This is a genomic window from Halochromatium sp. NSM3, assembly GCF_059621085.1.
Genome location: NZ_JCAQIA010000021.1, coordinates 14,401 through 35,018, shown reverse-complemented (window position 1 = coordinate 35,018; position 20,618 = coordinate 14,401). Strand labels below are relative to the sequence as shown.

Sequence of the window (20,618 nt, the reverse complement as noted above, 5' to 3'; positions counted from 1 at the left end):
ACCATGGATCAACCGGTCCTTAACAGCTCGCGCAGATTGATCACCGCCGCGTTGGCACGCCCCATATAGGACGCCAGCACCAGGGAATGGTTGGCGAGCACGCCAAAGCCGTGGCCGTTCAGCACCATCGGGCTGTACTTACGCACGACCGCGTTCTCGAGTTCGCGGATGACCTGCTGCATCGAGACCTCGGCATTCTTCTGCCTCAACACGTCGCGGAACTCGATCTCGATGGCCCGCATCATGTGGAGCGAGGCCCAACTGTAACCGCGCGCCTGATAGAAGACATCGTCGATCTCGGTCCAAGGTGTACGCTCGAGCACGACGGGTGCCGTGGTGCCCGAGGATATCTCCTTGGCTTCGGCCGCCGCCTTTTCCTTGAGCGTTGCGGCCAGCGCGGGATCGCCGACGCTCGCAGCCAGCCGTTGACCATAGCTGCCGAGCCGTTTCTCGACCACCTGCAGGTGAGCGATTAGGTTGTCGGAGCGCTCGAAGAACCCCGCGTTACTCTCCTTTTTCATCAGGGCGGCGAGATAGCCCTCCAGCTGCTTGACGCCATCCTTGTACATCTCCTCGGCAGAGGGCAGGAACCAGGCATCGGAGCGGAAGGCGAAGTCCGAATCCGCCTGCTTGAGGAAATCGCTCTCGATCGACTGGCTCTGCGAGCGGCTGAATTCGTTGCGCAACGAGCGCACCGTGTCGCGCAGCTCGGTCAGCACGCCGTACTCCCAGTTCGGCATGTTGTCCATCAGGATGCCCGGGGGCAGCATATCGTTCTTGGTGAAGCCGCCGGGCTTGTACAGCAGGGTCTCGGCCACCCTGATCGCGGTCGACACATAGACGTCTCCCGAGACGGTGGCGTGGGCTTCGCGGCCGGTGCCGGTGATGGCATCGGAACCCGCACGATCCTCAACGTTGGCAATCACGTCGAAGGGTTTCGGCTGGATCGACCAGTACATCCCGAGCCCGGTGATGACAAGTACGATCAGGATGACACCGCCGAGCAGGGCTTGCCCCGCACTGCGCGTTTTTTTCGACGCTGACGCCGCCGGCGGCGGCGCCGAATCAGGCATGTCGGAAGTCTTCTTGCTGTTCATAGAGCGGTACCTAGACCTGAAGAATGTGAAAGGAAACGGGGTTTGTTCATGTTATCGAGCCTTCGCTCGAAGACTCGATGCGCTTGCTCAAGTCACTGTCAACGGCCCCGGCGCCTCGTTGGAGGCTGTCTTGCCGAAGGCCCGATTGAAAACGAGCACGGAAATGCTTACTGTTCCCCGCCGCGATGATCTTGAAAAACCGTTGCCGGTTTCCCATCGTAGCAAGCACAGTGAATAGGGTACCATCGAGGAGTGGGAAGAAACCAAGATGATTGGGAACCTCGGATGGCGCCAGCGCCTGCGCCCGCTGCGGATTTTCGTCGCGCTCGCCGCCATCTGGCTGGTCATTGCCGGTTTGGAGCCGAGTAGCTGGATCATCGGGCTGCCGACGCTCGTGTTCGCGACCTGGGCCATTATCACGCTAACGCGCGGCTTCCTGCCCGCCCATCGACGCGGCATCAGGCTGCTCGGGCTGCTGCGCTTCGCGCCCTTCTTCGCGATCGAGTCAGTGCGTGGCGGTATCGACGTCGCCGCCCGAGTCATGCGTCCGCGCCTTCATATCGACCCCGGTTTCCAATACTATGAATCGCGACTCGTCGATCCCATCGCACGCGTCGTCTTCCTCGACAGTATCAGCCTGCTTCCCGGAACCCTCAGCGCGGATATCATGGATAACCGGATTAAGGTGCACGCCCTCGATACCAGCAAGGATCTCGCGCCTAGCCTGCAGCGTCTCGAGCGCCTAGTGGCGGCCCTCTTCGGCGAGCAGCCGCACGCCGCACGCTCATGAGTATGCCGGCGATCTTCCTCGCCCTCGCGCTCCTGCTGCTCGTCACCATGACGGCCGGGCTGCTGCGGATCGTGATCGGCCCCAGTCCGGCTGATCGCATGATGGCCGCGCAGCTGCTCGGCACCTCCGGCATCGGCGTGCTGGTGCTGCTGGCTTCAGCGCTGGAGATGCCAGCGTTGATCGATGTGGGGCTCATCTTCGCGCTGTTGGCGGCGGTCTCGGTCACCGCCTTCACGCGACGGCGGATCGACCAGGATTAGCCTCGAGCCGCCATGGATACCAACACCCTCGACTTCGCCCTCAACCTCTATTCGATCCTGCTCGGTCTCGCTGGGGCCTTTTTCTTCATCGCCGGCACGGTCGGCGTCCTGCGCCTGCCGGATATCTTCACCCGCCTGCACGCATTGACCAAGGCCGATAATCTGGGGCTCGGTCTGATCCTGCTCGCGCTGCTGCCGCATGCGCCGACGCTGTTGTACGGCATCAAGCTCTTGCTGCTCTGGTGGCTGGTGCTGCTCGCGGGCGCGACCGGGGCTCATCTCATCGCTCAGTGTGCCGTGCGTGCCAACGGCAAGGACCGGTGATCATGCCGCTGCTGCTGCTCCTGTTTGACACCATCCTGCTGACCACCTTGGTCGGTCTCGCGATCGCGGCGGTGTTGAGCGCGGAGCCGCGCAGCGCGGTGATGCTGTTCATCGCCTTTGGCCTCTGGCTGTCCTTGGTCTGGGCGCGCCTGGGGGCGCCCGATGTGGCCCTCGCCGAGGCCGCCATCGGCGCCGGTATTGGCGGCGCGCTGATGCTCTCGGCGGCGCGTCGGAAGGCGCGGCGCGATTCCGGCGGTGATTCCAGCGCCAATCTGAGCGCCAGCCCCGGCAGCAATCCTGACGAGGAGGCGCAATGAACCGCGATCTCTCCCTGCTCATCGGCATCCTGGTCTCGTTGTTTGCCGCCCTCTTGCTCTGGATCTTCTACGCGACGCTGGTCGGCGATCCCGTTCCCAGGCTCGGGCCGCTGGCCCTCGAGCAGTTGCCCGCGAGCGGTGTCAGTCACCCCGTCACTGCGGTGCTGCTGAACTATCGCGCCTATGACACCTTGCTTGAACTCGCCGTGCTGTTGGTCGCCCTGCTCGGCATCTGGTCGCTCGGTCCAGCCCCGTCGGGCTTCCAACCGGCGGGGCCAGCGCTCACCGTGTTGGCCAACTGGATCGTGCCCTTGGCGATCCTGACCAGCGGCTATCTGCTCTGGGTCGGCGGCCATGCCCCCGGCGGGGCCTTTCAAGCCGGGGCATTGCTGGGCTCGGCGGGCGTGCTCCTGCGACTCGCCGGCCATGAGCGCGCTGGCTTACCGGCCGAAGCAGCCCAGCGCTGGCTGGTGGTGGCCGGGGTTGCTGTCTTCCTGATGGTGGGGCTGCTCTTGGCCGCCTTCGGCGAGGGCTTCCTGACTTACCCTAAGGCCGTCGCCAAGTGGCTGATCCTGTTGATCGAGACAGCGGCGACCCTGGCCATTGGCGCGACCCTCGCGGCGGCCTATGTCGGCGGTCGTCCCCCGGACATCACGCCGCCGTGTCCGCCTTCCGAACTCCCGTCTTCCGAGCCTCCGTCTTCTGGGAACCTCTCTTCCGGGCACGCGCGCTCATGAATGCGGCATTTCTCTATGGTTCCGCCGGTATCCTGCTCTTCGCACTCGGCCTCTGGTCGTTCCTGGTGCACGAGCCTTTGCTGCGCAAGCTGATCGGCTTCAACATTATGGGCAGCGGCGTGTTCCATCTCTTCATCGCCGTCGCGCACAATGGTGATGGCGCTCCCCCCGATCCGGTGCCACATGCGCTGGTGCTGACCGGCATCGTCGTCGCGGTCAGCGCGACCGCGCTGGCGTTGGCGCTGAACAGCCGCCTCGAGGCGGCCAAGGCGAAGGCGTCCTCCGCCGAGGCGACGAGTCGCGGCGCGCCCGAACGCTCGCCGAGCACCGCCAATCACCTCCGCTGGCCGGGCCAATGACAAGCACGAGCCTGTTTCTGCCGGTCGCGCTGCCCCTGCTGGGCGCCCTGCTGGTCACCGCGCTGCCACGCAAGATGCCGATCCTGGGCGCGCTCGCGGCCCTGGCGACGAGCGGCAGCGGACTCTGGGTGACCACACAGACCTGGCTGCACGGCGATCTCGTTATCGTGCTCGGCGGCTGGGGGCTGCCACTCGGGATCGGGCTGGCGGCCGATGGACTCTCGGCCGCACTGCTGGCGATGAGCAGTCTGGTGGGACTCGGCACCAGCGTCTATGCCATCGGCTATTTCGCCGGCAGTGAGCGGTGCACCCATTTCTGGCCGCTGTGGTTCCTGCTCTGGGCCTCGTTGAACGGGGTCTTCCTAGCCGCCGATCTGTTTAACCTTTATGTGATGCTGGAGCTGCTCGGGCTCAGCGCGGCAGCGCTCGGCGCGCTCACCGGCACTCGCGAAGCGCTCGCCGCCAACCTGCGTTACCTCTTGGTGGGCCTGCTCGGCTCCATCACCTACCTGCTTGGGGTCGCACTGCTCTACACTGGCTACGGCACGCTCGATATCGGGCTGCTCAGCGAGCGCATTCAGCCCACGCCCCTGGCCGCCACCGCCTTGGTCTTGATGGTCGCCGGGCTGGTGCTGAAGGCGGCGCTGTTCCCGATGCACTTCTGGTTGCCACCGGCCCATGCCAATGCCCCGGCCCCCGTCAGCGCCGCCCTCTCGGCGCTGGTGGTCAAGACCGCCTTCTACCTGATCCTGCGGCTTTGGCTGGACCTTTTTCCACCCGCGCTGACCAATGCCGCAGCCGCCTTCGTGCTCGGCGCCCTCGGCGCCGGCGCCGTGCTCTGGGGCTCTTGGCGGGCGCTGCGCGCCGAGCGCCTGAAGTTGCTCGCCGCTTACTCCACCGTCGCCCAGATCGGCTACCTGTTCCTGTTCTTCCCCTTACTCCAGGCCACGCCACCAGGAGCGGCGCGGGATAATCTCATCGCCGCCTGCGTGTTGATGGCGATGACGCACAGCTTCGCCAAGGCTGGGTTCTTCCTCGCCGCTGGTCTGGTGCAGAAGAAGGCCGGACACGACCGCATCGACGAGTTGGGCGGCGCCGCGCAAAGCATGCCCGCGACCACCTTCAGCATCGCGCTCGCGGGATCCGCGTTGATCGGTCTGCCGCCGAGTGGCAGCTTCATCGCCAAGTGGGTGATGATGCGCGGCGCCTTCGAGACCGGCCAGTGGTGGTGGCTGATCATCATCAGCGCCGGTACCTTGCTGGCGGCGGCCTACATCTTCCGCGTGCTGAGCCGCGCCTTCGGGCTCGAGCCGACGCCGCAGTGTTTCGTCACCGACGCCCGCGCCGAGATCCCGGCGCTGCTGTTGGCGCTCGCCTCGGTGGCGCTGCTCGGGCTCGCCGCCGGCCCGATTTGGTCACTGCTCGGCTTTGAAGGAGTGCAGGCATGAGCCAGCCGCTGACCTGGACGAGTTTGCTGCCGAGCGCCATTTTGCTCAGTTCGCTGATCCCTGGCGCCTTGATCTTCCTGGTCAAGGAAGAGAGTCACATCCTGCGCGGCGTGCTCAATATGACCGGCGCCATCGTCAAGCTGGTCTTGGTGGCCGTGCTCATCTGGGGGGTGTTCCTCGGCGGGATCTTTGAGACCCGCGTCACCATCGCGCCAGGGCTGGATCTGGTGCTGCACGCCGATGCGCTCTCGGTGCTGTTCGTCACCCTGTCCACCGTGCTCTGGCTGGTGACGACGATCTACGCCATCGGCTATCTCGAACACTCACCGAACCGCAGTCGCTTCTTCGGCTTCTTCAGCCTCTGCGTCTCGGCCACCGTGGGTATCGCGCTGGCCGGTAACCTGCTGACCTTCGTCATCTTCTACGAGATCCTGACGCTGGCGACCTATCCGCTGGTCGCACATCGCGGCACACCCGATGCCACCTGCGGCGCCAAGATCTACCTGGCCTACACCATGGGCGGTGGAGTCGCGTTGCTGATCGGCGCGGTCTGGCTGCGCTCGCTGACCGGTCCGGTGGATTTCGTCGAGGGCGGCGTGCTCGCCGGCCTGCCGGCCTCGCTGCATCCGCAACTGATCGGCATCTTCCTCTTCCTGCTGCTCGGGCTCGGGGTCAAGGCCGCGCTCGTGCCCCTGCATGGCTGGCTGCCGCAATCGATGGTGGCGCCGGCGCCGGTGAGCGCCCTGTTGCACGCGGTTGCCGTGGTCAAGGCCGGCGCCTTTGGCATCGTGCGCGTGGTCTACGACGTCTATGGCGTCGAATTCGCCTCCCAGCTCGGCTTGTTGACGATCCTTGGTGTCGCCGCCTCGATCACCATCATCTACGGGTCGATGATGGCGCTCACTCAGGATGGCTTAAAGAAGCGTCTCGCCTATTCGACCGTGAGTCAGGTCTCCTACATTGCCCTCGGCGCCTCGATCCTGGGCCCGATCGCCACCATCGGCGGCCTGGTCCATCTGGTGCATCAGGGCATCATGAAGATCACGCTGTTTTTCTGCGCTGGCAACTATGCCGAGACCCTCGGCGTGCACAAGGTCAGCGAGATGGACGGCGTCGGCCGGCGCATGCCCTGGACCACGCTCGCCTTCACCGTCGGCGCGCTCGGCATGATCGGCATCCCGCCCATCGCCGGTTTTGTCAGCAAGTGGTATCTGGGGCTGGGCGCGGTCGAGGCCGGCCAGCACTGGGTGCTGTTGGTCCTGGCCGCGAGCACGCTGCTGAACGCCGGCTACTTCATGCCGATTCTGTATAAGGCCTGGTTCCGACCGCCACCTGAGGCCTGGCCCAAAGAGCATATCTTCGACAGTCGCTTCGAGACCATGGGCGCCTTGCTCTGGCCGCCGGTGATCACCGCAGCGCTTTGCCTCATCGCCGGATTGCTCGCCTCGGCGCCCTTCAGCCCGCTGGAATGGGCGACACTGATCGCCCGGCGCGAGTATGGACTCTGAGGCCGAGTCATGACCGACTGGCTACTGCTCGCTTGGATCTGGCCCCTGCTGCTGGCATCGACCTACCTGCCAAGCGTCATCAGCGGCACCGGTCAGCGCTGGGAGCAACCACGCGCGCCCGAGGCCTTGCCGGCTTGGCGCGCGAGTTTGGTGGTGGTCGGCGCCCTGCCCGCGCTGATGGCTGCCTGGCTGGTGCCCGTCGACTCCAGGTTGAGTCTGCCGTGGCTGTTCTTGGGCACCGAGCTTGGCTTGGATGAGACCAGCCGCGTCTTCCTGCTGTTCTCCGCCATCCTCTGGCTCGCGGCTGGTGTTTACGCGGCACAGCATCTTCGCCGCGCTGAGCGTGCTCGGCGATTTAACGCCCTCTATCTGCTGGCTATGGTCGGCAATCTCTGGCTCATCCTTGGGCAGGATCTGTTCAGCTTCTATGCTGGATTCGCGCTCATGGGGCTTGCCAGCTATGGGCTGATCATCCATGACGACCGAGCCACGGCGCTTATCGCCGGCCGCGTCTATCTGGTGATGACCCTGCTCGGTGAGGTCTGCCTGTTCGCGGCCTTGGTGCTGATCGCGCAGCAAACCGGAACCGTGACACCGACAGCGGCGGACCTAGCGACGATCGACGCGCTTGCGGTGTCCCTGACGCTGATCGGCCTCGGCGTCAAGGCCGGCTTGGTGCCACTGCACCTCTGGCTGCCGACCGCCTATGCCGAGGCACCGACCCCGGCGAGCGCGGTCCTGGGCAGCGCGATGATCAAGGTCGCGCTGCTCGGCTGGCTGCGCTTCCTGCCGCTTGGTACGGCAACGCTGCCCGAACTCGGCGCGGTGATCGCGGTGCTGGGATTGATCTCGTTGTTCTATGCGCTGCCGATTGGGCTCGTCCAGTCCGACGCCAAGGCGCTGCTGGGCTATTCGAGTATCAGCAAGATGGGGCTCGCGGTGCTGCTGCTCGGACTGATCCTGATGCAGCCTTCGCTCGCGCCCGCCGGAATCGCGGCCTTGACCCTGTTTGCCGCCTATCATGCGCTGGTCAAGGGCGGGCTCTTTCTCGGCCTCGGCCTGCGTCTGAGCGCCGAGCGGCGGGGCTGGCTCACGGCCGGCGTCATGACCGGACTCGGGCTCCTCGCGCTGGCGCTCGCGAGCGCGCCCTTCACCAGTGGCGCACTCAGCAAGTACCTGATGAAACCGCTGCTGAACGCATCGCCCTGGCCCTGGCTGCCGGCGGCGATGGTGGTCGCGGCGGTCGCCACCACCTTGCTCATGGCGCGCTTCTTCTGGATCGCGGTTGGCCTGCGGCCAGGGCATCAGCCGGCACATCAGCCGCCGCCTCAATGGCGTTGGTCGGCGTTGGCCTGGGGGGTCCTCGTGGGGTTGGTGCTGCTCTTCCCATTCGCGCTCGGGCCAGCGTCGAGTTGGACCACCAATGCCATCCCGGTCTCGATCGGTCTGATCGCGGCTGCTGTGGTCGCCGTTGCGGCTTGGGCCAATCCGACTTGGCTGCGGCCCTTGATCGGCCTCGTGCCGGCCGGGGATCTCTTGATGCTCGCGAGGCCGGCACGCGAGTTCGCCGCGCGCGTCGGCAAGCGCCTGCTCGCACCGGTGCTCAGTGTGAGCCAGCGGTTCAGCGACCAACTGCAAGGGCACTTCAGCCGCCTCTTTGACGCACCCGAAACCGATTCCGAACGCCAACTGCGCAACTGGCCGGTCGCTGGGGCGCTCTGGATCGGCATCATCGCCGTGCTCCTGCTGGCGATGCTCGCGGGTCTCGATCACCTGGGCCCTGTTAGCCCGAAGGGCGTCGAGTGACCCCCTGGCTGCTGCTACTGGCTTGGGTTTGGCCATTGCTGCTCGCCTGGCCTGCGGCAATGCTCAATAGCCCTTGGCATTCATCGCCAGCCGGCAACCACTCGGGCGCGCGACAAGGGAAGCCGCCGGGCGGGCCGGGCGGGCTGCGCTGGGCATTGCCGATACTGGGGCCTTTGCCGGCGCTGTTCGCGGCGCTGACCGTGCCTGTTGAACGTCGGCTCGATCTACCCTGGCTGTTCCTCGGAACCGCGCTCGGACTCGATGCAACGGCCCGGATCTATCTGCTGTTCACCACCATCCTGTGGCTCGCCGCCGGCATCTATACGGCTTTTGCGTTTCGCGGTACCGCGCATGCCGGGCGTTTTCGCGCGATCTTTCTGCTCGCCATGGCCGGCAATCTCTGGCTCATCGTCGGCCAAGACCTGTTCAGCTTCTATGCTGGTTTCGCGATCATGGGTCTCGCCGCTTATGGGCTGGTGATCCACGATGGCAGCCCGGCGGCGCTGCGCGCGGGCAAGGTCTACCTGATCATGGCCCTGTTTGGCGAGATGAGCCTCTTCGTGGCGCTGGTGATCATCGCCCAGCAGACCGGGACAACGCAGCCCACGCCCGAGGATCTGACCCAGCTCAGCGGACTGCCAATCGCACTGCTCTTGCTCGGGCTTGGCGTCAAGGCCGGCTTGATGCCCCTGCACCTATGGCTGCCGCTCGCGCATCCAGCGGCGCCCATACCCGCAAGCGCACTGCTCAGCGGCGCCATGATCAAGGTCGCCATGCTGGGCTGGCTGCGCTTCCTACCGGTGGGAGCGATCGCGCTTCCGGGCTGGGGCGGACTGCTCGCGGCGGCTGGTCTGCTGACGCTGTTCTATGTGCTACCCATCGGGCTTGTGCAATCGGACCCGAAGGTGATCCTGGCCTACTCCAGCATCAGCAAGATGGGGCTGCTGATGCTGTGCCTAGGGTTGGTGCTGATGGAGCCCGCGCTCGCGCCTGCCGGTGTCGCCGCCATCAGCCTGTACGCGGCGCAACACGGATTGGTCAAAGGCGGTTTATTCCTTGGCGTTGGTCTGCGCAAACAGGCGGCGCCCGCCATCGTGCAGCCATGGATTTTGGGCGGATTGATTCTGCTCGCGCTCGCCCTTGCCGGGGCGCCCCTGACCAGCGGCGCGATGGCGAAAGATGCGCTGAAGCCGGTATTGTATGGTGCCGAATGGCCCTGGGTGCCGGCTGCGGCGGTCATCGCAAGCGTCGGCACCAGTCTCCTGATGGCCCGCTTTATCTGGGTGTGCGTGCGCACACAGCCGCATCCGCAACCGGGTTATCCGTGGCCGGGGTTAGCCTGGGCGCTCCTGATCGCGCTCGTGCTGTTGTTCCCGTTCGTGCTGGGAGCGCCGGCGAGTTGGCTCAGCGGCTGGCTGCCGGTCTTGCTCGGTCTTGTCTTTGCCGGACTCGTCGCGCTCGGCGCCTGGCGCAATCCAGATTGGCTGCGCCCCGTGATTGGACTGATCCCGCCGGGTGATCTGATCGTGCTGGCCCGGCCCATTAGGCGGCTTGCGGTTGCTGGAGGGCAGTCGCTTTGGCAGCCGATCGACGCCGCTCGCTTGCGAGTCACCAACGCCGCCATCCGAGGCTTCAAAGCCGTCTTCGCAGGCGCTGAAACGGAGACGGAACACGGTCTGCGACGCTGGCCGGTCGCTGGCGCAGTCTGGCTCGGCATCATCGCGACGCTGTTGCTTGCGCTACTCGGGTAAAGCCCCCGGCTGCGGAGTGTGATTGGTGCGGCACCGGCAGGCAACGCTGCCAATTCGACACGGTAGCGAGCAGAACCTGCCGCAAGACGCTACAACGACATCACAGCGTTTCGACGTCGATTGAATCGCCGTAGGTATTGATGCCGAGCTTCTCGGCGACCTTTTTTGCGCGATGGTCGATCATCGGCGAGATCACGATCAAACGCGTTGCCTTACGCCCATGGCGTTGCTCATAGAAGCGCGCCTTGCGCTCAAAGATGTACAAGCCCGCCTTGTCGATCGAGGATTTCAGCTCACAGATCAGTAGTTGACCATTTTGGATGATGATATCCAGCTCGACTTGCTCCGGGCGCCCGAACACCTGTCCGCTGTCGTCGTAATCATCGATGTGGAGGACTTCGACGCCAAAGTTCTCCTCCAGGATCCCAGCTAACGCATCGCGGAAGGCACGCTCTGACTGAATGCCCCAGCGCGCGCCAAGTGCGCCGATGCTGCGATCGACCTTTCTCGCATTGGCCATAATCTCTTCATGGACGCGATCGAAGTGGACATTGTTCTCCTCCCACTTCCGGTTCTGCTCTTCCCTATCGCGCTCCCGCTCGGCTTTCTGCTCGGCCCACTTGCGATCCTGCTCGGCCCACTTGCGCTCATCTTCGGCCTTCTGCTCCGCCCACTTGCGATCCTGTTCTTCCCATTTGCGAGTTTGCTCTGCCCACTTGCGATCGTTTGTGATCTTTTCTTCGGCCCACTTGCGTGATTGCTCCTCGCGATCGCGGCGCAGTTCGGCGAGCACCTCGTCGAAGCGACTTTCGGTCTGTTGCCGCCCGGCGTAGGTGTCGCTGGTCACGGACAGAATCCAGGCGCGAAACTCCGGATCCGAGCGTAAGAGTTCGGGTAGCTCGCGCTTGATGTCTTGCTTTAACGTTTCGTCAGTGCTCATGGTCGTCTATCTCGGTCCATTGGCCCGTTCATGAGTACGTCCGTTGGATGACCGCCGTTGTCTGACAGCCTCATACAGGCAGATGCCGGCCGCGACCGAAACATTGAGACTCTCGACGCGACCGCGCATCGGCAAGGACGCGAGCAGATCACAGCGCGCTTGGGTCAAGCGGCGCAGACCGGTGCCCTCGCTGCCGAGCACCAACGCTGTTGGCGCTGAGAGATCGGTCTCGAACAGGGTTGCCGGAGCCTGATCAGCGAGCCCGATCAGCCAGACCCCGCGCGCTTTCAGGGTATCCAAGGTGCGCGCCAGATTAGTGACCTGAACAAAGGGCACCGATTCGGCAGCCCCACTCGCCACCTTCACCACCACCGGCGTCAAGCCAACCGCCTTGTCCTTGGGTGCGATCACAGCCGTTGCACCCGCGCCATCGGCACTGCGCAGACAGGCGCCGAGATTATGCGGATCAGTCACACCATCGAGCACCAACAGCAGCGGCTGCTCGGTCGTCTCGAGCAAGAGATCGAGGTTTTGTTCGGTCAATGCCGCCGGCATCCTGACCCAGGCCAATGCACCCTGATGATTGCAACCCTCGGCGGCTTGGTCGAGTTCGTCGCGTCCGACTTGACGAACGGCAACGCCAGCCTGACGCGCCACGGCGGCCAGCTCGGCTAGGCGCCGATCGCGCCGTGCTCGGTCAAGCCAAAGCTCCATGACGCCCTCGGAACCAAACCTCAGCGCGCTGCGGACACTGTTGATGCCGACCGTGGCGGCGGTGTGCGTGCGTTGGCTCATCGTCAGCGCCGATCAAGCCTGGGAAAAGGTGATGGACACTCTCTCAAGCAGTCGGCTTCTTGCGACGCCTTGAGCGCGAGCGCCGCTTCGGCGCCTCGGCGACAATCGGCTTGGCCAGCACAAAGTCGATCTTGCGATCCTCGAGATTCACCGCCGCGACCTTGACCCGCAAGCGGTCACCGAGCCGGTAGATCTGACCCGTGCGCTCACCGGTGAGTCGATGCCCGACCGGATCGAAGTGGTAATAGTCGTTATCAAGCGCGGTGATGTGCACCAGCCCGTCGACATAGACCCCATCCAGTTCGACGAAGAGCCCAAAGCCCTGCACGCTGGTGATGGTGCCGTCGAACTCCTCGCCCAGCTTATCGCGCATGAACTCGCACTTGAGCCAATGCTCGACATCGCGCGTCGCCTCGTCAGCACGCCGCTCGGTGCCCGAGCAGTGCTCGCCGACCTGCTGCAGCTCCGGCTTCGAGTAGTCGAGATCAGCCGCCGTGCCGCCAGCGAGGAGGTGCTTGATGACGCGATGGACGATGAGATCCGGATAGCGGCGGATCGGCGAGGTGAAGTGCGTGTAGGCATCGTAGGCCAGCCCAAAGTGTCCGACGTTGTCGGAGCTGTACATCGCCTGCTGCATCGAGCGCAGCAGCACGGTCTGGATCAGGTGGAAGTCTGGTCGTCCGCGCACCGCATCTAACAGGGTGCCGTAATCCTTGGCCGTGGGCTTGTTGCCGCCCGGCAGGTTCAGGCCCAGCTCGGCGAGGAACTCGCGCAGGTCGGAGAGCTTCTCCTCCTTGGGCGTCTCGTGGATGCGATACAGCGCCGGCATCTTCTTGCGCTGGAACAGCCGTGCGGCGGCGACGTTCGCGGCCAACATGCATTCCTCAATGATGCGGTGGGCATCGTTGCGCACCGTCGGCTCGATGCTCGCGATACGACCACCCTCATCGATCACGAACTTAGTCTCGACGGTATCGAAGTCGATCGCGCCACGCGCGGCGCGGGCCTCGAGCAGCGCCTGATACATTGCGTACAGCTCGTGCAGATGCGGCAACACCTCGGCGTATTGCTCACTGAGCGCGCCATCGCTATCGTCGAGCAGCGTCGCGACCTGCTCGTAGGTCAGGCGTGCGTGCGAGCGCATCACCGCCTCGAAGAAGCGCGTGCGCGTGACCTTGCCCTCGCGGCTCACATAGAGTTCGCAGGCCATGCAGAGCCGGTCGACCTTCGGATTCAGCGAGCAGAGGCCGTTGGAGAGCACCTCCGGCAGCATCGGAATGACCCGGTCCGGGAAGTAGACCGAGTTACCGCGCTCGAAGCCCTCCTTATCCAAGGCGCTGTCTGGCGTCACATAGGCCGAGACATCGGCGATGCAGACCAGCAGCTTCCAGCCCTTGGGCTTGCGCTCGCAGTAAACCGCGTCATCGAAATCGCGCGCGTCGGCACCGTCGATCGTGACCAGCGGCAGCGCGCGCAGATCGGTGCGACCGGCCTTCGCGGCCTCCGGGACCTCTTCGCCAAAGGCGCTGATCGCCTGCTCGACCTCTGGCGGCCAATGCACGGGCAGATCGTGCGCACGAATCGAGATATCGGTCTCCATGCCGGCGGCCATGTGCTCGCCGAGCACCTCGGCGACACGCCCGATCGGCTGGGTGCGCTTAGTCGGCTGATCGGTGATCTCGGCGACCACGATCTGTCCCTGCTCGGCGCCACCGAGACGGTCGCTCGGGATGATCACATCGTGCGTTAGGCGCTTATTGTCCGGCACCACGAAGCCGACCCCGCTCTCTGAATAGAGCCGGCCGACCACGCTCGTAGTACTGCGTTCCAGAATCTCGACCACCGCGCCCTCGAGTCGACCACGCCGGTCCTTGCCCGTCACCCGGGCAACGATGCGGTCGCCGTGGAACAGCGCGCGCATCTCCTTCGGATAGAGATAGAGGTCGTCACCGCCGTCGTCCGGTTTCACGAAACCGAAGCCGTCCGGATGACCGATGACCCGGCCCGCGACCAGATCGCGCTTGTTGACCAGGCAGAATGCCTCGCGGCGATTGCGCAGGAGCTGGCCGTCGCGGACCATCGCGCCCAGGCGTCGCTCCAGTGCGACCCGATCTTCTTCATTGGTGAGCCCGAGCAACGAGACGATCTCATCGAAGCCCGCAGGGGCGGCGTGCTCGGTGAGTGTTTCGAGGATGAACTCCCGACTGGGAATCGGGTTGTCGTATTTCTTCGCTTCCCGTTGCCGATGCGGATCCAGGTCCCGAGCGGATTGAGCCTTTTTTCGTCGTGCCACGCTGTACTCTGAGTGTGTCCAAAGATTCCGCTAGTCTACCGTTGACAAGCCCTCGTTGTCTCACTAAGCTTGTCGACTTGTCGCGGTTGCAACCGTCGACGCCGCACCCCTGCCGAGGTGGCGGAATTGGTAGACGCGCATGGTTCAGGTCCATGTCTGGGAAACCAGGTGGAGGTTCAAGTCCTCTCCTCGGCACCATCTCTAAGAGTCGGTTCTAGATCAGTTTTCGACTCTAGTGGCTGCGAGGTTTGGTGAGTCCCCGACCACCGTTGTCCACAACACTTCCTTCCTTCTAAATTCTCCTCGAGTTCAGCACTCAATAGTGACTGGTCGTCCCGGTGGAAGTCTCCTCTCGAGTCAAAGGAGTTTTTCGATCGCGTTCACCAGCTTCTTGCTGTCCGGTGAAGTGATACTGGAGAAGTAGTCGACGACCTTGCCTTCACGGTCGATCAGATACTTGTAGAAATTCCATTTCGGATAGACACCGGTTTGCGCCGCAAGATACTGATAAAGCGGGTCAGCCTTGCCTTTCTTGACGTGCATCTTCTCGAACATCGGGAACTCCACCGAGTAGGTCAGCCGGCAGAACTGCTGGATCTGCTCTTCGCTGCCCGGCTCCTGGTTAGCGAAGTCGTTCGACGGGAAACCCAGCACGACGAGGCCGCGATCCTTGTACTTGTCGTACAGCGCCTCGAGACCTTCATACTGGCCGGTAAACCCGCACTTGCTGGCGGTGTTGACCATCAGCACCACCTGGCCCTGATAGGCATCGCAGAGCTTGACGGTTTCGTCGCCCGCGAGACGGCGCAGCTCGAAATCAAGCGCGGGGCCGCAGTGAGCGGCAGCCTGAGTGGTCATCGTCAATCCTCCAAGGAGCATGATCAGGGTTAGGAGCCGCATCGGCGAGCCTCATCTTTGGTTGTACAAAGTATCGACAAGTTCAAGATGGGATACCAGAACACAAACACAACCGGGCTGATGTCGTTTTGCAAGCCTCTGAATTTCGATGTTTTGGTATTCGTCGATGCCATGGATCGCTCAGCCCAGGATGAAGTCCTGGGAAGCGGCATGATGAACATTCGCTGTACAAGGTTTGAAAAGGTCGTTCCGGGACCACCTAAAGGCTAGTTTACAACGGGAGCAATGAGGTCGTTATCGATGGTTGATTGGATTGAAGGTCGCGTCACGGGTAAGCGGCACTGGTCGCAAGCACTCTACAGCCTGCAAATTGATGCGCCGCTGGAGTCCTTCCAGGCTGGGCAGTACATCAAGGTCGCGCTCGATCTAGACGGTGAGCGCGTCGGGCGTCCCTACTCGCTGGTGAACGCGCCACGGGAGCAACCGCTCGAGATCTATTTCAACGAGATCCCGGAAGGCCCGCTGACGCCAAAGCTCTCCGATCTCGAGATCGGCGACCGTATCTGGATCTCGGCCAAGGCCAGTGGCGTGTTCACCATGGACAATGTGGTCTCGCGCCGGCACCTCTGGATGTTGGCGACGGGCACCGCGCTCGGCGTCTTCCTCTCGATCCTGAAGACGGCCGAGCCTTGGGAGCGCTTCGAGCGGATCATTCTCGTGCATGGGGCGCGCAATACCGGCGAACTGGCCTATGGCGAGACCATCGCCGCGCTGCAGGCCCAGCATGAGGAGGCCTTGACCTTCATCACCGCGCTAACGCGTGATTCCAGCGAGACCGCCCTGCAAGGCCGCATCACCAACCTGCTCGAGAACGGCGTGCTCGAGGATACCGCAGGCGCCAAGATCAACGCCGATGACAGCCACCTGATGCTCTGTGGCAACTCGGAGATGATCAAGGACGTGCGCGATTGGCTCGAGGCGCATGGGTTGCATCGGCACAAGCGGCATGAGCCCGGCCATTACACCACCGAGCAATACCATTGAGGTCAGCAACCGTTGCTGAACGACGCCGGCGCCGCTGATGCCGGCACGCACCTACGGAGTAAGTTTCGATGTCGCTGATGCGTTCGCTGCTCGCCGCGCTGGTTGCGGTTTCACTCGGCTTGATCACGACGATTCCGTCGGCCTCGGCCAGGGATGATTACGAGGCCCGCAACGAGGCGCTGGATGATTACCAGCCAAACCTCGCCGAGGGCGAGGTGATGTTTCGCCAGTGCGCGCTCTGCCACGGCCAACGCGGTCAAGGCATCCTTGGCGGCAAATATCCGCGTATTGCCGGGCTGCCCGAGTACTATCTGATGAACGCGCTGCGCGATTACCAAAGCGGCGCGCGTGGCTACGATGCCATGCTGGTTGTCGGCGGCCTCAAAACCTACGATGACCGCGATCTGATGGACTTGGCCGGCTATATCTCCAGCCTCGACATCGACCTGGATGTTCCGGCGCCGGAGGACGGCAGCGCGCGCTCGGGCCGGCGGCTCTATAAATACGATTGCAAGACCTGCCACGGTCGTCAAGCGCAAGGCAAATCGCGCAAGGACTCGCCGCCGCTGCGCGGCCAATATCACGAGTACCTGATGCGGCAAATCGTGCTGTTCAAGAACGATGAGCGCATCCACGGCGATGATCCCGAGGACGAGACCTTCGACACCTATGATGATGAAGAACTCCTCGACATCCTTGCCTTTGTCGCGTCGCTCGATGACGATCTCAGCGATGATGACGAAGACGATGATGATGAAGACGACGATGATGAAGACGACGATGACGACGATTGACGCGAGCGGCTAAAGCGCTTGCCGATGCCCGCCCACCCAAGGAGTTCCGCCCATGCTCAAACGCACCCTTGCAACCGCCGCATTGCTGTGCCTGTTGCCAGTGTCGGTACCGATCGCTTCGGCCATCGACAGCGCGAACGCGCCCGATGTCACGATGTACGAGATCGGTCAGACGGTGCTCAAGATCGGTCTCATCGAGGGCGTCAGCCCCGACGACGCGATCGATGCCATGAATTCCAAGGCGGTCGAGCTGAACATGAAGCTGGTCGGCCACCAAAACGTCAGTGCCGAGCTTGAGGCGCGCGGGCTCGAGTCGCCCAGGCTCGAGATCTTTCAATTCTGCCGACCGGAAGATGCCATCAAGATGGTGCGTTTCAACACCATCTATGCCGCTTACATGCCCTGCGCGATCGCGTTGGTCGAAGACAATGACGGTCGCTTCTGGCTCGAGATGCTCAATCTGGACATGATCATCAATGCCTACGAGCTGCCACCGGAGCTGCAGGCGACCGCCATCACCATCAATGGTGAGATGCTCTCCATCATTACTGCGGGCGCGACCGGCAACTTCTAACTCACACTGCGGCGCATCGAGCGGGCCTCACCTCTGGACGGGTTTTCCCAGTCGATGCGCCGATCTCCCGATGCCTACATGGCCATATCGAGGTCGTCCTGGACGGCGTCGATGCCGGCTTGAGCACAGGCCTCATCGGTCTCGCCCGCCGGGGCGCCACTGACACCCACGCCACCGACCAAGGCACCACCGACCTGGATCGGCAGACCACCGGCTGACATCACCAGGAAGTCCTGTCGACCGACGGCGGTATCCGCGCGCGGCTCCAGCGCAGAGGTCGCCGCGTTGAAGTTCGCGGCGGTATAGGCCTTCTTGGCGCTGATCGGGATCGTGATCGGGGCGGCAATGGTGTCACGCAACTGGGTCTGGACGACGCCGTCACGGTCGACGACGGTGACGCCGATCTGAATCCCCTCCTCGCGGCAGGCGTCGATAGTGGCCTGAGCGATGCGCTGCGCGGTCTCCAAGGATAAGCGCTTCATCGAGACCATCATCGGCCCTTCGGCCGTGCTCGCGGCACCGGCCGATAAGGTGCCGACGAGCGCCAGCGCGAGGCTTGAGGAGACGAGTGTCTTTGTTGTCATGCGTGCGTTCTCCGCAGTTGGGTGGGTGGTGACAGGCCATCGGCGAACAGCGTGCGGGTCAGGGTCGGCACCTGGGATCGGCATCTGGGCGCATCACCCAGGATTGGCCATCAGAGCAGTGGTCGCCAATGCTCAGCGACCGCCGAAATGCTCAACGATGTACTCATCGACCATCGTCTTGAAGCGCGCGGCGATCTCCGGGCCTTTCAGGGTGGTCACCTTCTCGCCGTCGATATAGACCGGGGCCGACGGCTGCTCGCCGGTGCCGGGCAGGCTGATGCCGATGTTGGCGTGTTTGCTCTCGCCCGGGCCGTTGACGACACAGCCCATCACGGCCACCTGCAGCGTCTCGACCCCCGGATAGGTCTCGCGCCAGACCGGCATCTGATCGCGCAGATAGCCCTGGATATCCTCGGCCAGTTCCTGGAAGACGGTGCTGGTGGTGCGACCACAGCCCGGACAGGCGGTGACCATGGGGGCAAAGGAGCGCATTCCCATGGTCTGCAGGATCTCTTGGGCGACGATCACCTCACGAGTGCGCGATTCACCCGGCGCCGGCGTTAGCGAGACGCGGATGGTGTCGCCGATGCCCTCTTGCAGCAACACCGAGAGCGCGGCGGTCGAGGCGACGATGCCCTTCGAGCCCATGCCGGCCTCGGTCAAGCCCAGGTGCAGCGCGTGATCGCTGCGCGCGGCGAGCAGTCGATAGACCGCGATCAAATCCTGCACCCCGCTCATCTTGCAGGAGAGAATGATGTGATCGCGCCCGAGCCCCAGCTCTTCGGCACGCAGCGCACTGCCGAGCGCCGATTCGACCATCGCCTCGCGCATGATCTCATCGGCCGGCTTAGGGCTGGCCGAGCGGGCGTTCTCGTCCATCATGCGCACTACCAACTCTGGGTCGAGGCTGCCCCAGTTGACGCCAATGCGCACCGGGCGATCGTAGCGGCAGGCGATCTCGATCATGGTCGCGAACTGGCTGTCGCGCTTCTCGCCACGGCCGACATTGCCGGGATTGATCCGATACTTGGCCAGGGCCTCGGCGCAGGCGGGATAGTCGCTGAGCAAGCGATGGCCATTGAAGTGGAAGTCACCGATCAGCGGCACCACCGCATCCATCGCCTCGAGACGCTCGCGAATGCGCGGCACGGCGGCCGCAGCGGTCTCATTATTGACCGTGAGGCGCACGAACTCAGAACCGGCACGGGCCAGCTCGGCGCATTGGGTGACGGTCGAGTCGATATCGGCGGTATCGGTGTTAGTCATCGATTGCACGCGCACTGGCGCATCGCCGCCGACCGGCAGCCCGCCGATCATGACCTGGGCCGATTGACGCCGTTGAATACCAAACTGATTGCTCATGTTGTCCTCGATAGAGTGGTGCCGGAGAGACCGAATCATGCCCGCCGTTCGGATCCTGCGTGGATAGCCACCCGACTTGGGTGTCGGGCGTGGATGCCAGGCACGGATATCGGGCGCGGATCAGGCGAGCGAGCGCAGGCGCTGGACGATCTCCAGATAATCGGGATGGTCGGGGGTGAGCACGCCATGCCTGACCAGGAAGTCGATGATCACCAGGTTACAGTTGAGCTTGAATGCATTCGTCTCGCGCACGAGTTCGGCGACCTGCTCGATCGGCATCAGCTCGAAGCCGGCGACCTCGCCATCCTGACACTGCGGCTCGAAATCCGCCGGCAGCTCCAGGTCGTAGCAGTACATCACATCCGGCTTCAGCCCGCGCTTGGACGCGCGACAATAGCTGATGGCGCCGACCGAGACCGCGCGATCGGCCAGCGTCGCCGGCATGCCCGCCTCTTCCGCGCACTCCTTGCGGATGTTCTCGCGCAAGCTGAGGCCCCAGGGTAAGCCACCTGCGACCATGTTATCGAGCCGGTTCGGATACACACGTCGATCCGCCGCGCGGCGCGCGATCCACATGCGCAGGCCATCATCAGCGCGCACGAACCCATTGATGTGCTGGCCGAAGGCGCGTATTCCAAAGTAAGGCGCGCAGGCGCGATCGATCAGGAAACGTGCATCCTCGCGCCGGCCGCTCGTCACCGGGTAGTCCTCGCCGTGGCGGTAGCGGATGAGTCCGCGCGCGATCAGCGTATCGCACAGCTGTGCCATAGCCTCGGTGCGCAACGCGAATCCGCTCGGCGCGCTCGTCCAATGCAAGCCCTCGTCGGCGCGCGCGAAGCTTGTGCCCAACAGCCCGCACAGGGCGTCGGCAAACTCCCGGCGCACCATCCCGAGTCGTTCGTCGGCGACGATGAAAGGCGTGAAATCCCCAGTGGCCCAGCGATTGCACTCGTCGATGCGCTCAAGGAAGCTCATCG

Annotated in this window: 21 protein-coding genes and 1 tRNA gene; 14 read left to right on the top strand and 8 right to left on the bottom strand. The window is 63.8% G+C overall.

Annotation, left to right across the window (positions count from 1 at the left end):
• Window positions 1–8: 8 nt before the first annotated feature.
• Window positions 9–1,073: a DUF2333 family protein gene (locus AC54T3_RS10505; RefSeq protein WP_496624529.1), complete on the bottom strand. Its 1,065-nt coding sequence runs from the start codon at window positions 1,071–1,073 to the stop codon at window positions 9–11.
• Between the two features lie 292 nt (window positions 1,074–1,365).
• Here AC54T3_RS10505 and AC54T3_RS10500 point away from each other — a divergent pair, with 292 nt between their 5' ends.
• From AC54T3_RS10500 to AC54T3_RS10455, 10 genes are read left to right on the top strand one after another with little or no spacing between them, the layout of a single operon-like run.
• Window positions 1,366–1,887 (top strand): Na+/H+ antiporter subunit E, encoded by a 522-nt coding sequence (locus tag AC54T3_RS10500; protein ID WP_496624527.1) that lies wholly within the window; start codon window positions 1,366–1,368, stop codon window positions 1,885–1,887.
• A complete protein-coding gene (locus AC54T3_RS10495; RefSeq protein ID WP_496624526.1) occupies window positions 1,884–2,147 on the top strand; it encodes an MrpF/PhaF family protein in 264 nt (87 codons plus the stop codon). Before AC54T3_RS10500 ends, AC54T3_RS10495 begins: the two co-directional genes overlap by 4 nt.
• A 12-nt stretch (window positions 2,148–2,159) precedes the next feature.
• A complete protein-coding gene (locus tag AC54T3_RS10490) occupies window positions 2,160–2,471 on the top strand; it encodes a monovalent cation/H(+) antiporter subunit G (RefSeq protein ID WP_496624524.1) in 312 nt (103 codons plus the stop codon).
• A gap of 2 nt (window positions 2,472–2,473) precedes the next feature.
• Entirely contained in the window at window positions 2,474–2,788 is a 315-nt protein-coding gene (locus tag AC54T3_RS10485; RefSeq protein ID WP_496624522.1) for a Na(+)/H(+) antiporter subunit B, read from the top strand.
• Window positions 2,785–3,525 (top strand): MnhB domain-containing protein, encoded by a 741-nt coding sequence (locus tag AC54T3_RS10480; protein WP_496624521.1) that lies wholly within the window; start codon window positions 2,785–2,787, stop codon window positions 3,523–3,525. The genes AC54T3_RS10485 and AC54T3_RS10480 overlap by 4 nt, the downstream gene beginning before the upstream one ends.
• The gene (locus tag AC54T3_RS10475; RefSeq protein WP_496624519.1) at window positions 3,522–3,884 is read left to right on the top strand and encodes a cation:proton antiporter subunit C; all 363 of its coding nucleotides are present in this window, start codon (window positions 3,522–3,524) and stop codon (window positions 3,882–3,884) included. Before AC54T3_RS10480 ends, AC54T3_RS10475 begins: the two co-directional genes overlap by 4 nt.
• Window positions 3,881–5,332 (top strand): complex I subunit 5 family protein, encoded by a 1,452-nt coding sequence (locus AC54T3_RS10470; protein ID WP_496624517.1) that lies wholly within the window; start codon window positions 3,881–3,883, stop codon window positions 5,330–5,332. The genes AC54T3_RS10475 and AC54T3_RS10470 overlap by 4 nt, the downstream gene beginning before the upstream one ends.
• Complete coding sequence (locus AC54T3_RS10465; RefSeq protein ID WP_496624515.1) at window positions 5,329–6,840, top strand: proton-conducting transporter transmembrane domain-containing protein; 1,512 nt, start codon at window positions 5,329–5,331, stop codon at window positions 6,838–6,840. The genes AC54T3_RS10470 and AC54T3_RS10465 overlap by 4 nt, the downstream gene beginning before the upstream one ends.
• Before the next feature lie 9 nt (window positions 6,841–6,849).
• Window positions 6,850–8,646: a complex I subunit 5 family protein gene (locus AC54T3_RS10460; protein ID WP_496624513.1), complete on the top strand. Its 1,797-nt coding sequence runs from the start codon at window positions 6,850–6,852 to the stop codon at window positions 8,644–8,646.
• Window positions 8,643–10,397, top strand: a complete 1,755-nt coding sequence (locus tag AC54T3_RS10455; RefSeq protein ID WP_496624511.1) for a proton-conducting transporter transmembrane domain-containing protein — start codon at window positions 8,643–8,645, stop codon at window positions 10,395–10,397. Before AC54T3_RS10460 ends, AC54T3_RS10455 begins: the two co-directional genes overlap by 4 nt.
• Before the next feature lie 100 nt (window positions 10,398–10,497).
• Here the strand turns inward: AC54T3_RS10455 and AC54T3_RS10450 are convergent, their stop codons facing one another.
• Genes AC54T3_RS10450 through rnr form a run of 3 tightly spaced genes read right to left on the bottom strand, consistent with a single transcriptional unit; the run spans window position 10,498 to window position 14,425 of the window.
• The gene (locus tag AC54T3_RS10450) at window positions 10,498–11,337 is read right to left on the bottom strand and encodes a PD-(D/E)XK nuclease family protein (protein ID WP_496624509.1); all 840 of its coding nucleotides are present in this window, start codon (window positions 11,335–11,337) and stop codon (window positions 10,498–10,500) included.
• Between the two features lie 6 nt (window positions 11,338–11,343).
• Complete coding sequence (rlmB, locus tag AC54T3_RS10445; RefSeq protein ID WP_496624507.1) at window positions 11,344–12,132, bottom strand: 23S rRNA (guanosine(2251)-2'-O)-methyltransferase RlmB; 789 nt, start codon at window positions 12,130–12,132, stop codon at window positions 11,344–11,346.
• Between the two features lie 43 nt (window positions 12,133–12,175).
• A complete protein-coding gene (gene rnr, locus AC54T3_RS10440; protein ID WP_496624505.1) occupies window positions 12,176–14,425 on the bottom strand; it encodes a ribonuclease R in 2,250 nt (749 codons plus the stop codon).
• Between the two features lie 111 nt (window positions 14,426–14,536).
• On the opposite strand from rnr, the gene AC54T3_RS10435 reads away from it, so the two are divergent.
• Window positions 14,537–14,623: transfer RNA gene (locus AC54T3_RS10435), tRNA-Leu, on the top strand.
• Between the two features lie 159 nt (window positions 14,624–14,782).
• Here AC54T3_RS10435 and AC54T3_RS10430 read toward each other — a convergent pair.
• Window positions 14,783–15,283, bottom strand: coding sequence for a glutathione peroxidase (locus tag AC54T3_RS10430; protein WP_496624503.1), 501 nt, complete (start codon window positions 15,281–15,283; stop codon window positions 14,783–14,785).
• Between the two features lie 300 nt (window positions 15,284–15,583).
• On the opposite strand from AC54T3_RS10430, the gene AC54T3_RS10425 reads away from it, so the two are divergent.
• From AC54T3_RS10425 to AC54T3_RS10415, 3 genes are all read left to right on the top strand, one after another.
• Complete coding sequence (locus tag AC54T3_RS10425; protein ID WP_496624501.1) at window positions 15,584–16,327, top strand: ferredoxin--NADP reductase; 744 nt, start codon at window positions 15,584–15,586, stop codon at window positions 16,325–16,327.
• A gap of 68 nt (window positions 16,328–16,395) precedes the next feature.
• Window positions 16,396–17,121 (top strand): c-type cytochrome, encoded by a 726-nt coding sequence (locus tag AC54T3_RS10420; protein WP_496624499.1) that lies wholly within the window; start codon window positions 16,396–16,398, stop codon window positions 17,119–17,121.
• A gap of 52 nt (window positions 17,122–17,173) precedes the next feature.
• On the top strand, window positions 17,174–17,695 hold the full coding sequence (locus AC54T3_RS10415) for a DUF302 domain-containing protein (protein ID WP_496624497.1): 522 nt from the start codon (window positions 17,174–17,176) through the stop codon (window positions 17,693–17,695).
• A 74-nt stretch (window positions 17,696–17,769) separates the two neighbouring features.
• Here the strand turns inward: AC54T3_RS10415 and AC54T3_RS10410 are convergent, their stop codons facing one another.
• From AC54T3_RS10410 to AC54T3_RS10400, 3 genes are all read right to left on the bottom strand, one after another.
• On the bottom strand, window positions 17,770–18,279 hold the full coding sequence (locus AC54T3_RS10410; protein ID WP_496624495.1) for a GlcG/HbpS family heme-binding protein: 510 nt from the start codon (window positions 18,277–18,279) through the stop codon (window positions 17,770–17,772).
• A gap of 132 nt (window positions 18,280–18,411) precedes the next feature.
• A complete protein-coding gene (gene ispG, locus AC54T3_RS10405; RefSeq protein ID WP_496624493.1) occupies window positions 18,412–19,641 on the bottom strand; it encodes a flavodoxin-dependent (E)-4-hydroxy-3-methylbut-2-enyl-diphosphate synthase in 1,230 nt (409 codons plus the stop codon).
• Between the two features lie 120 nt (window positions 19,642–19,761).
• Window positions 19,762–20,616 (bottom strand): DUF4743 domain-containing protein, encoded by an 855-nt coding sequence (locus AC54T3_RS10400; RefSeq protein WP_496624492.1) that lies wholly within the window; start codon window positions 20,614–20,616, stop codon window positions 19,762–19,764.
• Window positions 20,617–20,618 lie beyond the last annotated feature (2 nt).

Excerpts from the sequence above, each read along its gene's own strand:
- AC54T3_RS10460 (WP_496624513.1), top strand. The coding sequence starts at position 6,850 with ATGACCGACTGGCTACTGCTCGCTTGGATCTGGCCCCTGCTGCTGGCA.
- AC54T3_RS10490 (WP_496624524.1), top strand. The coding sequence starts at position 2,160 with ATGGATACCAACACCCTCGACTTCGCCCTCAACCTCTATTCGATCCTG.
- AC54T3_RS10430 (WP_496624503.1), bottom strand. The coding sequence starts at position 15,283 with ATGACCACTCAGGCTGCCGCTCACTGCGGCCCCGCGCTTGATTTCGAG.
- AC54T3_RS10425 (WP_496624501.1), top strand. The coding sequence starts at position 15,584 with ATGGTTGATTGGATTGAAGGTCGCGTCACGGGTAAGCGGCACTGGTCG.
- AC54T3_RS10415 (WP_496624497.1), top strand. The coding sequence starts at position 17,174 with ATGCTCAAACGCACCCTTGCAACCGCCGCATTGCTGTGCCTGTTGCCA.
- AC54T3_RS10505 (WP_496624529.1), bottom strand. The coding sequence starts at position 1,073 with ATGCCTGATTCGGCGCCGCCGCCGGCGGCGTCAGCGTCGAAAAAAACG.
- ispG (WP_496624493.1), bottom strand. The coding sequence starts at position 19,641 with ATGAGCAATCAGTTTGGTATTCAACGGCGTCAATCGGCCCAGGTCATG.
- AC54T3_RS10470 (WP_496624517.1), top strand. The coding sequence starts at position 3,881 with ATGACAAGCACGAGCCTGTTTCTGCCGGTCGCGCTGCCCCTGCTGGGC.
- AC54T3_RS10465 (WP_496624515.1), top strand. The coding sequence starts at position 5,329 with ATGAGCCAGCCGCTGACCTGGACGAGTTTGCTGCCGAGCGCCATTTTG.
- rlmB (WP_496624507.1), bottom strand. The coding sequence starts at position 12,132 with ATGAGCCAACGCACGCACACCGCCGCCACGGTCGGCATCAACAGTGTC.
- AC54T3_RS10475 (WP_496624519.1), top strand. The coding sequence starts at position 3,522 with ATGAATGCGGCATTTCTCTATGGTTCCGCCGGTATCCTGCTCTTCGCA.
- AC54T3_RS10480 (WP_496624521.1), top strand. The coding sequence starts at position 2,785 with ATGAACCGCGATCTCTCCCTGCTCATCGGCATCCTGGTCTCGTTGTTT.
- AC54T3_RS10450 (WP_496624509.1), bottom strand. The coding sequence starts at position 11,337 with ATGAGCACTGACGAAACGTTAAAGCAAGACATCAAGCGCGAGCTACCC.
- AC54T3_RS10500 (WP_496624527.1), top strand. The coding sequence starts at position 1,366 with ATGATTGGGAACCTCGGATGGCGCCAGCGCCTGCGCCCGCTGCGGATT.
- AC54T3_RS10420 (WP_496624499.1), top strand. The coding sequence starts at position 16,396 with ATGTCGCTGATGCGTTCGCTGCTCGCCGCGCTGGTTGCGGTTTCACTC.
- AC54T3_RS10495 (WP_496624526.1), top strand. The coding sequence starts at position 1,884 with ATGAGTATGCCGGCGATCTTCCTCGCCCTCGCGCTCCTGCTGCTCGTC.
- AC54T3_RS10485 (WP_496624522.1), top strand. The coding sequence starts at position 2,474 with ATGCCGCTGCTGCTGCTCCTGTTTGACACCATCCTGCTGACCACCTTG.
- AC54T3_RS10410 (WP_496624495.1), bottom strand. The coding sequence starts at position 18,279 with ATGACAACAAAGACACTCGTCTCCTCAAGCCTCGCGCTGGCGCTCGTC.
- AC54T3_RS10400 (WP_496624492.1), bottom strand. The coding sequence starts at position 20,616 with ATGAGCTTCCTTGAGCGCATCGACGAGTGCAATCGCTGGGCCACTGGG.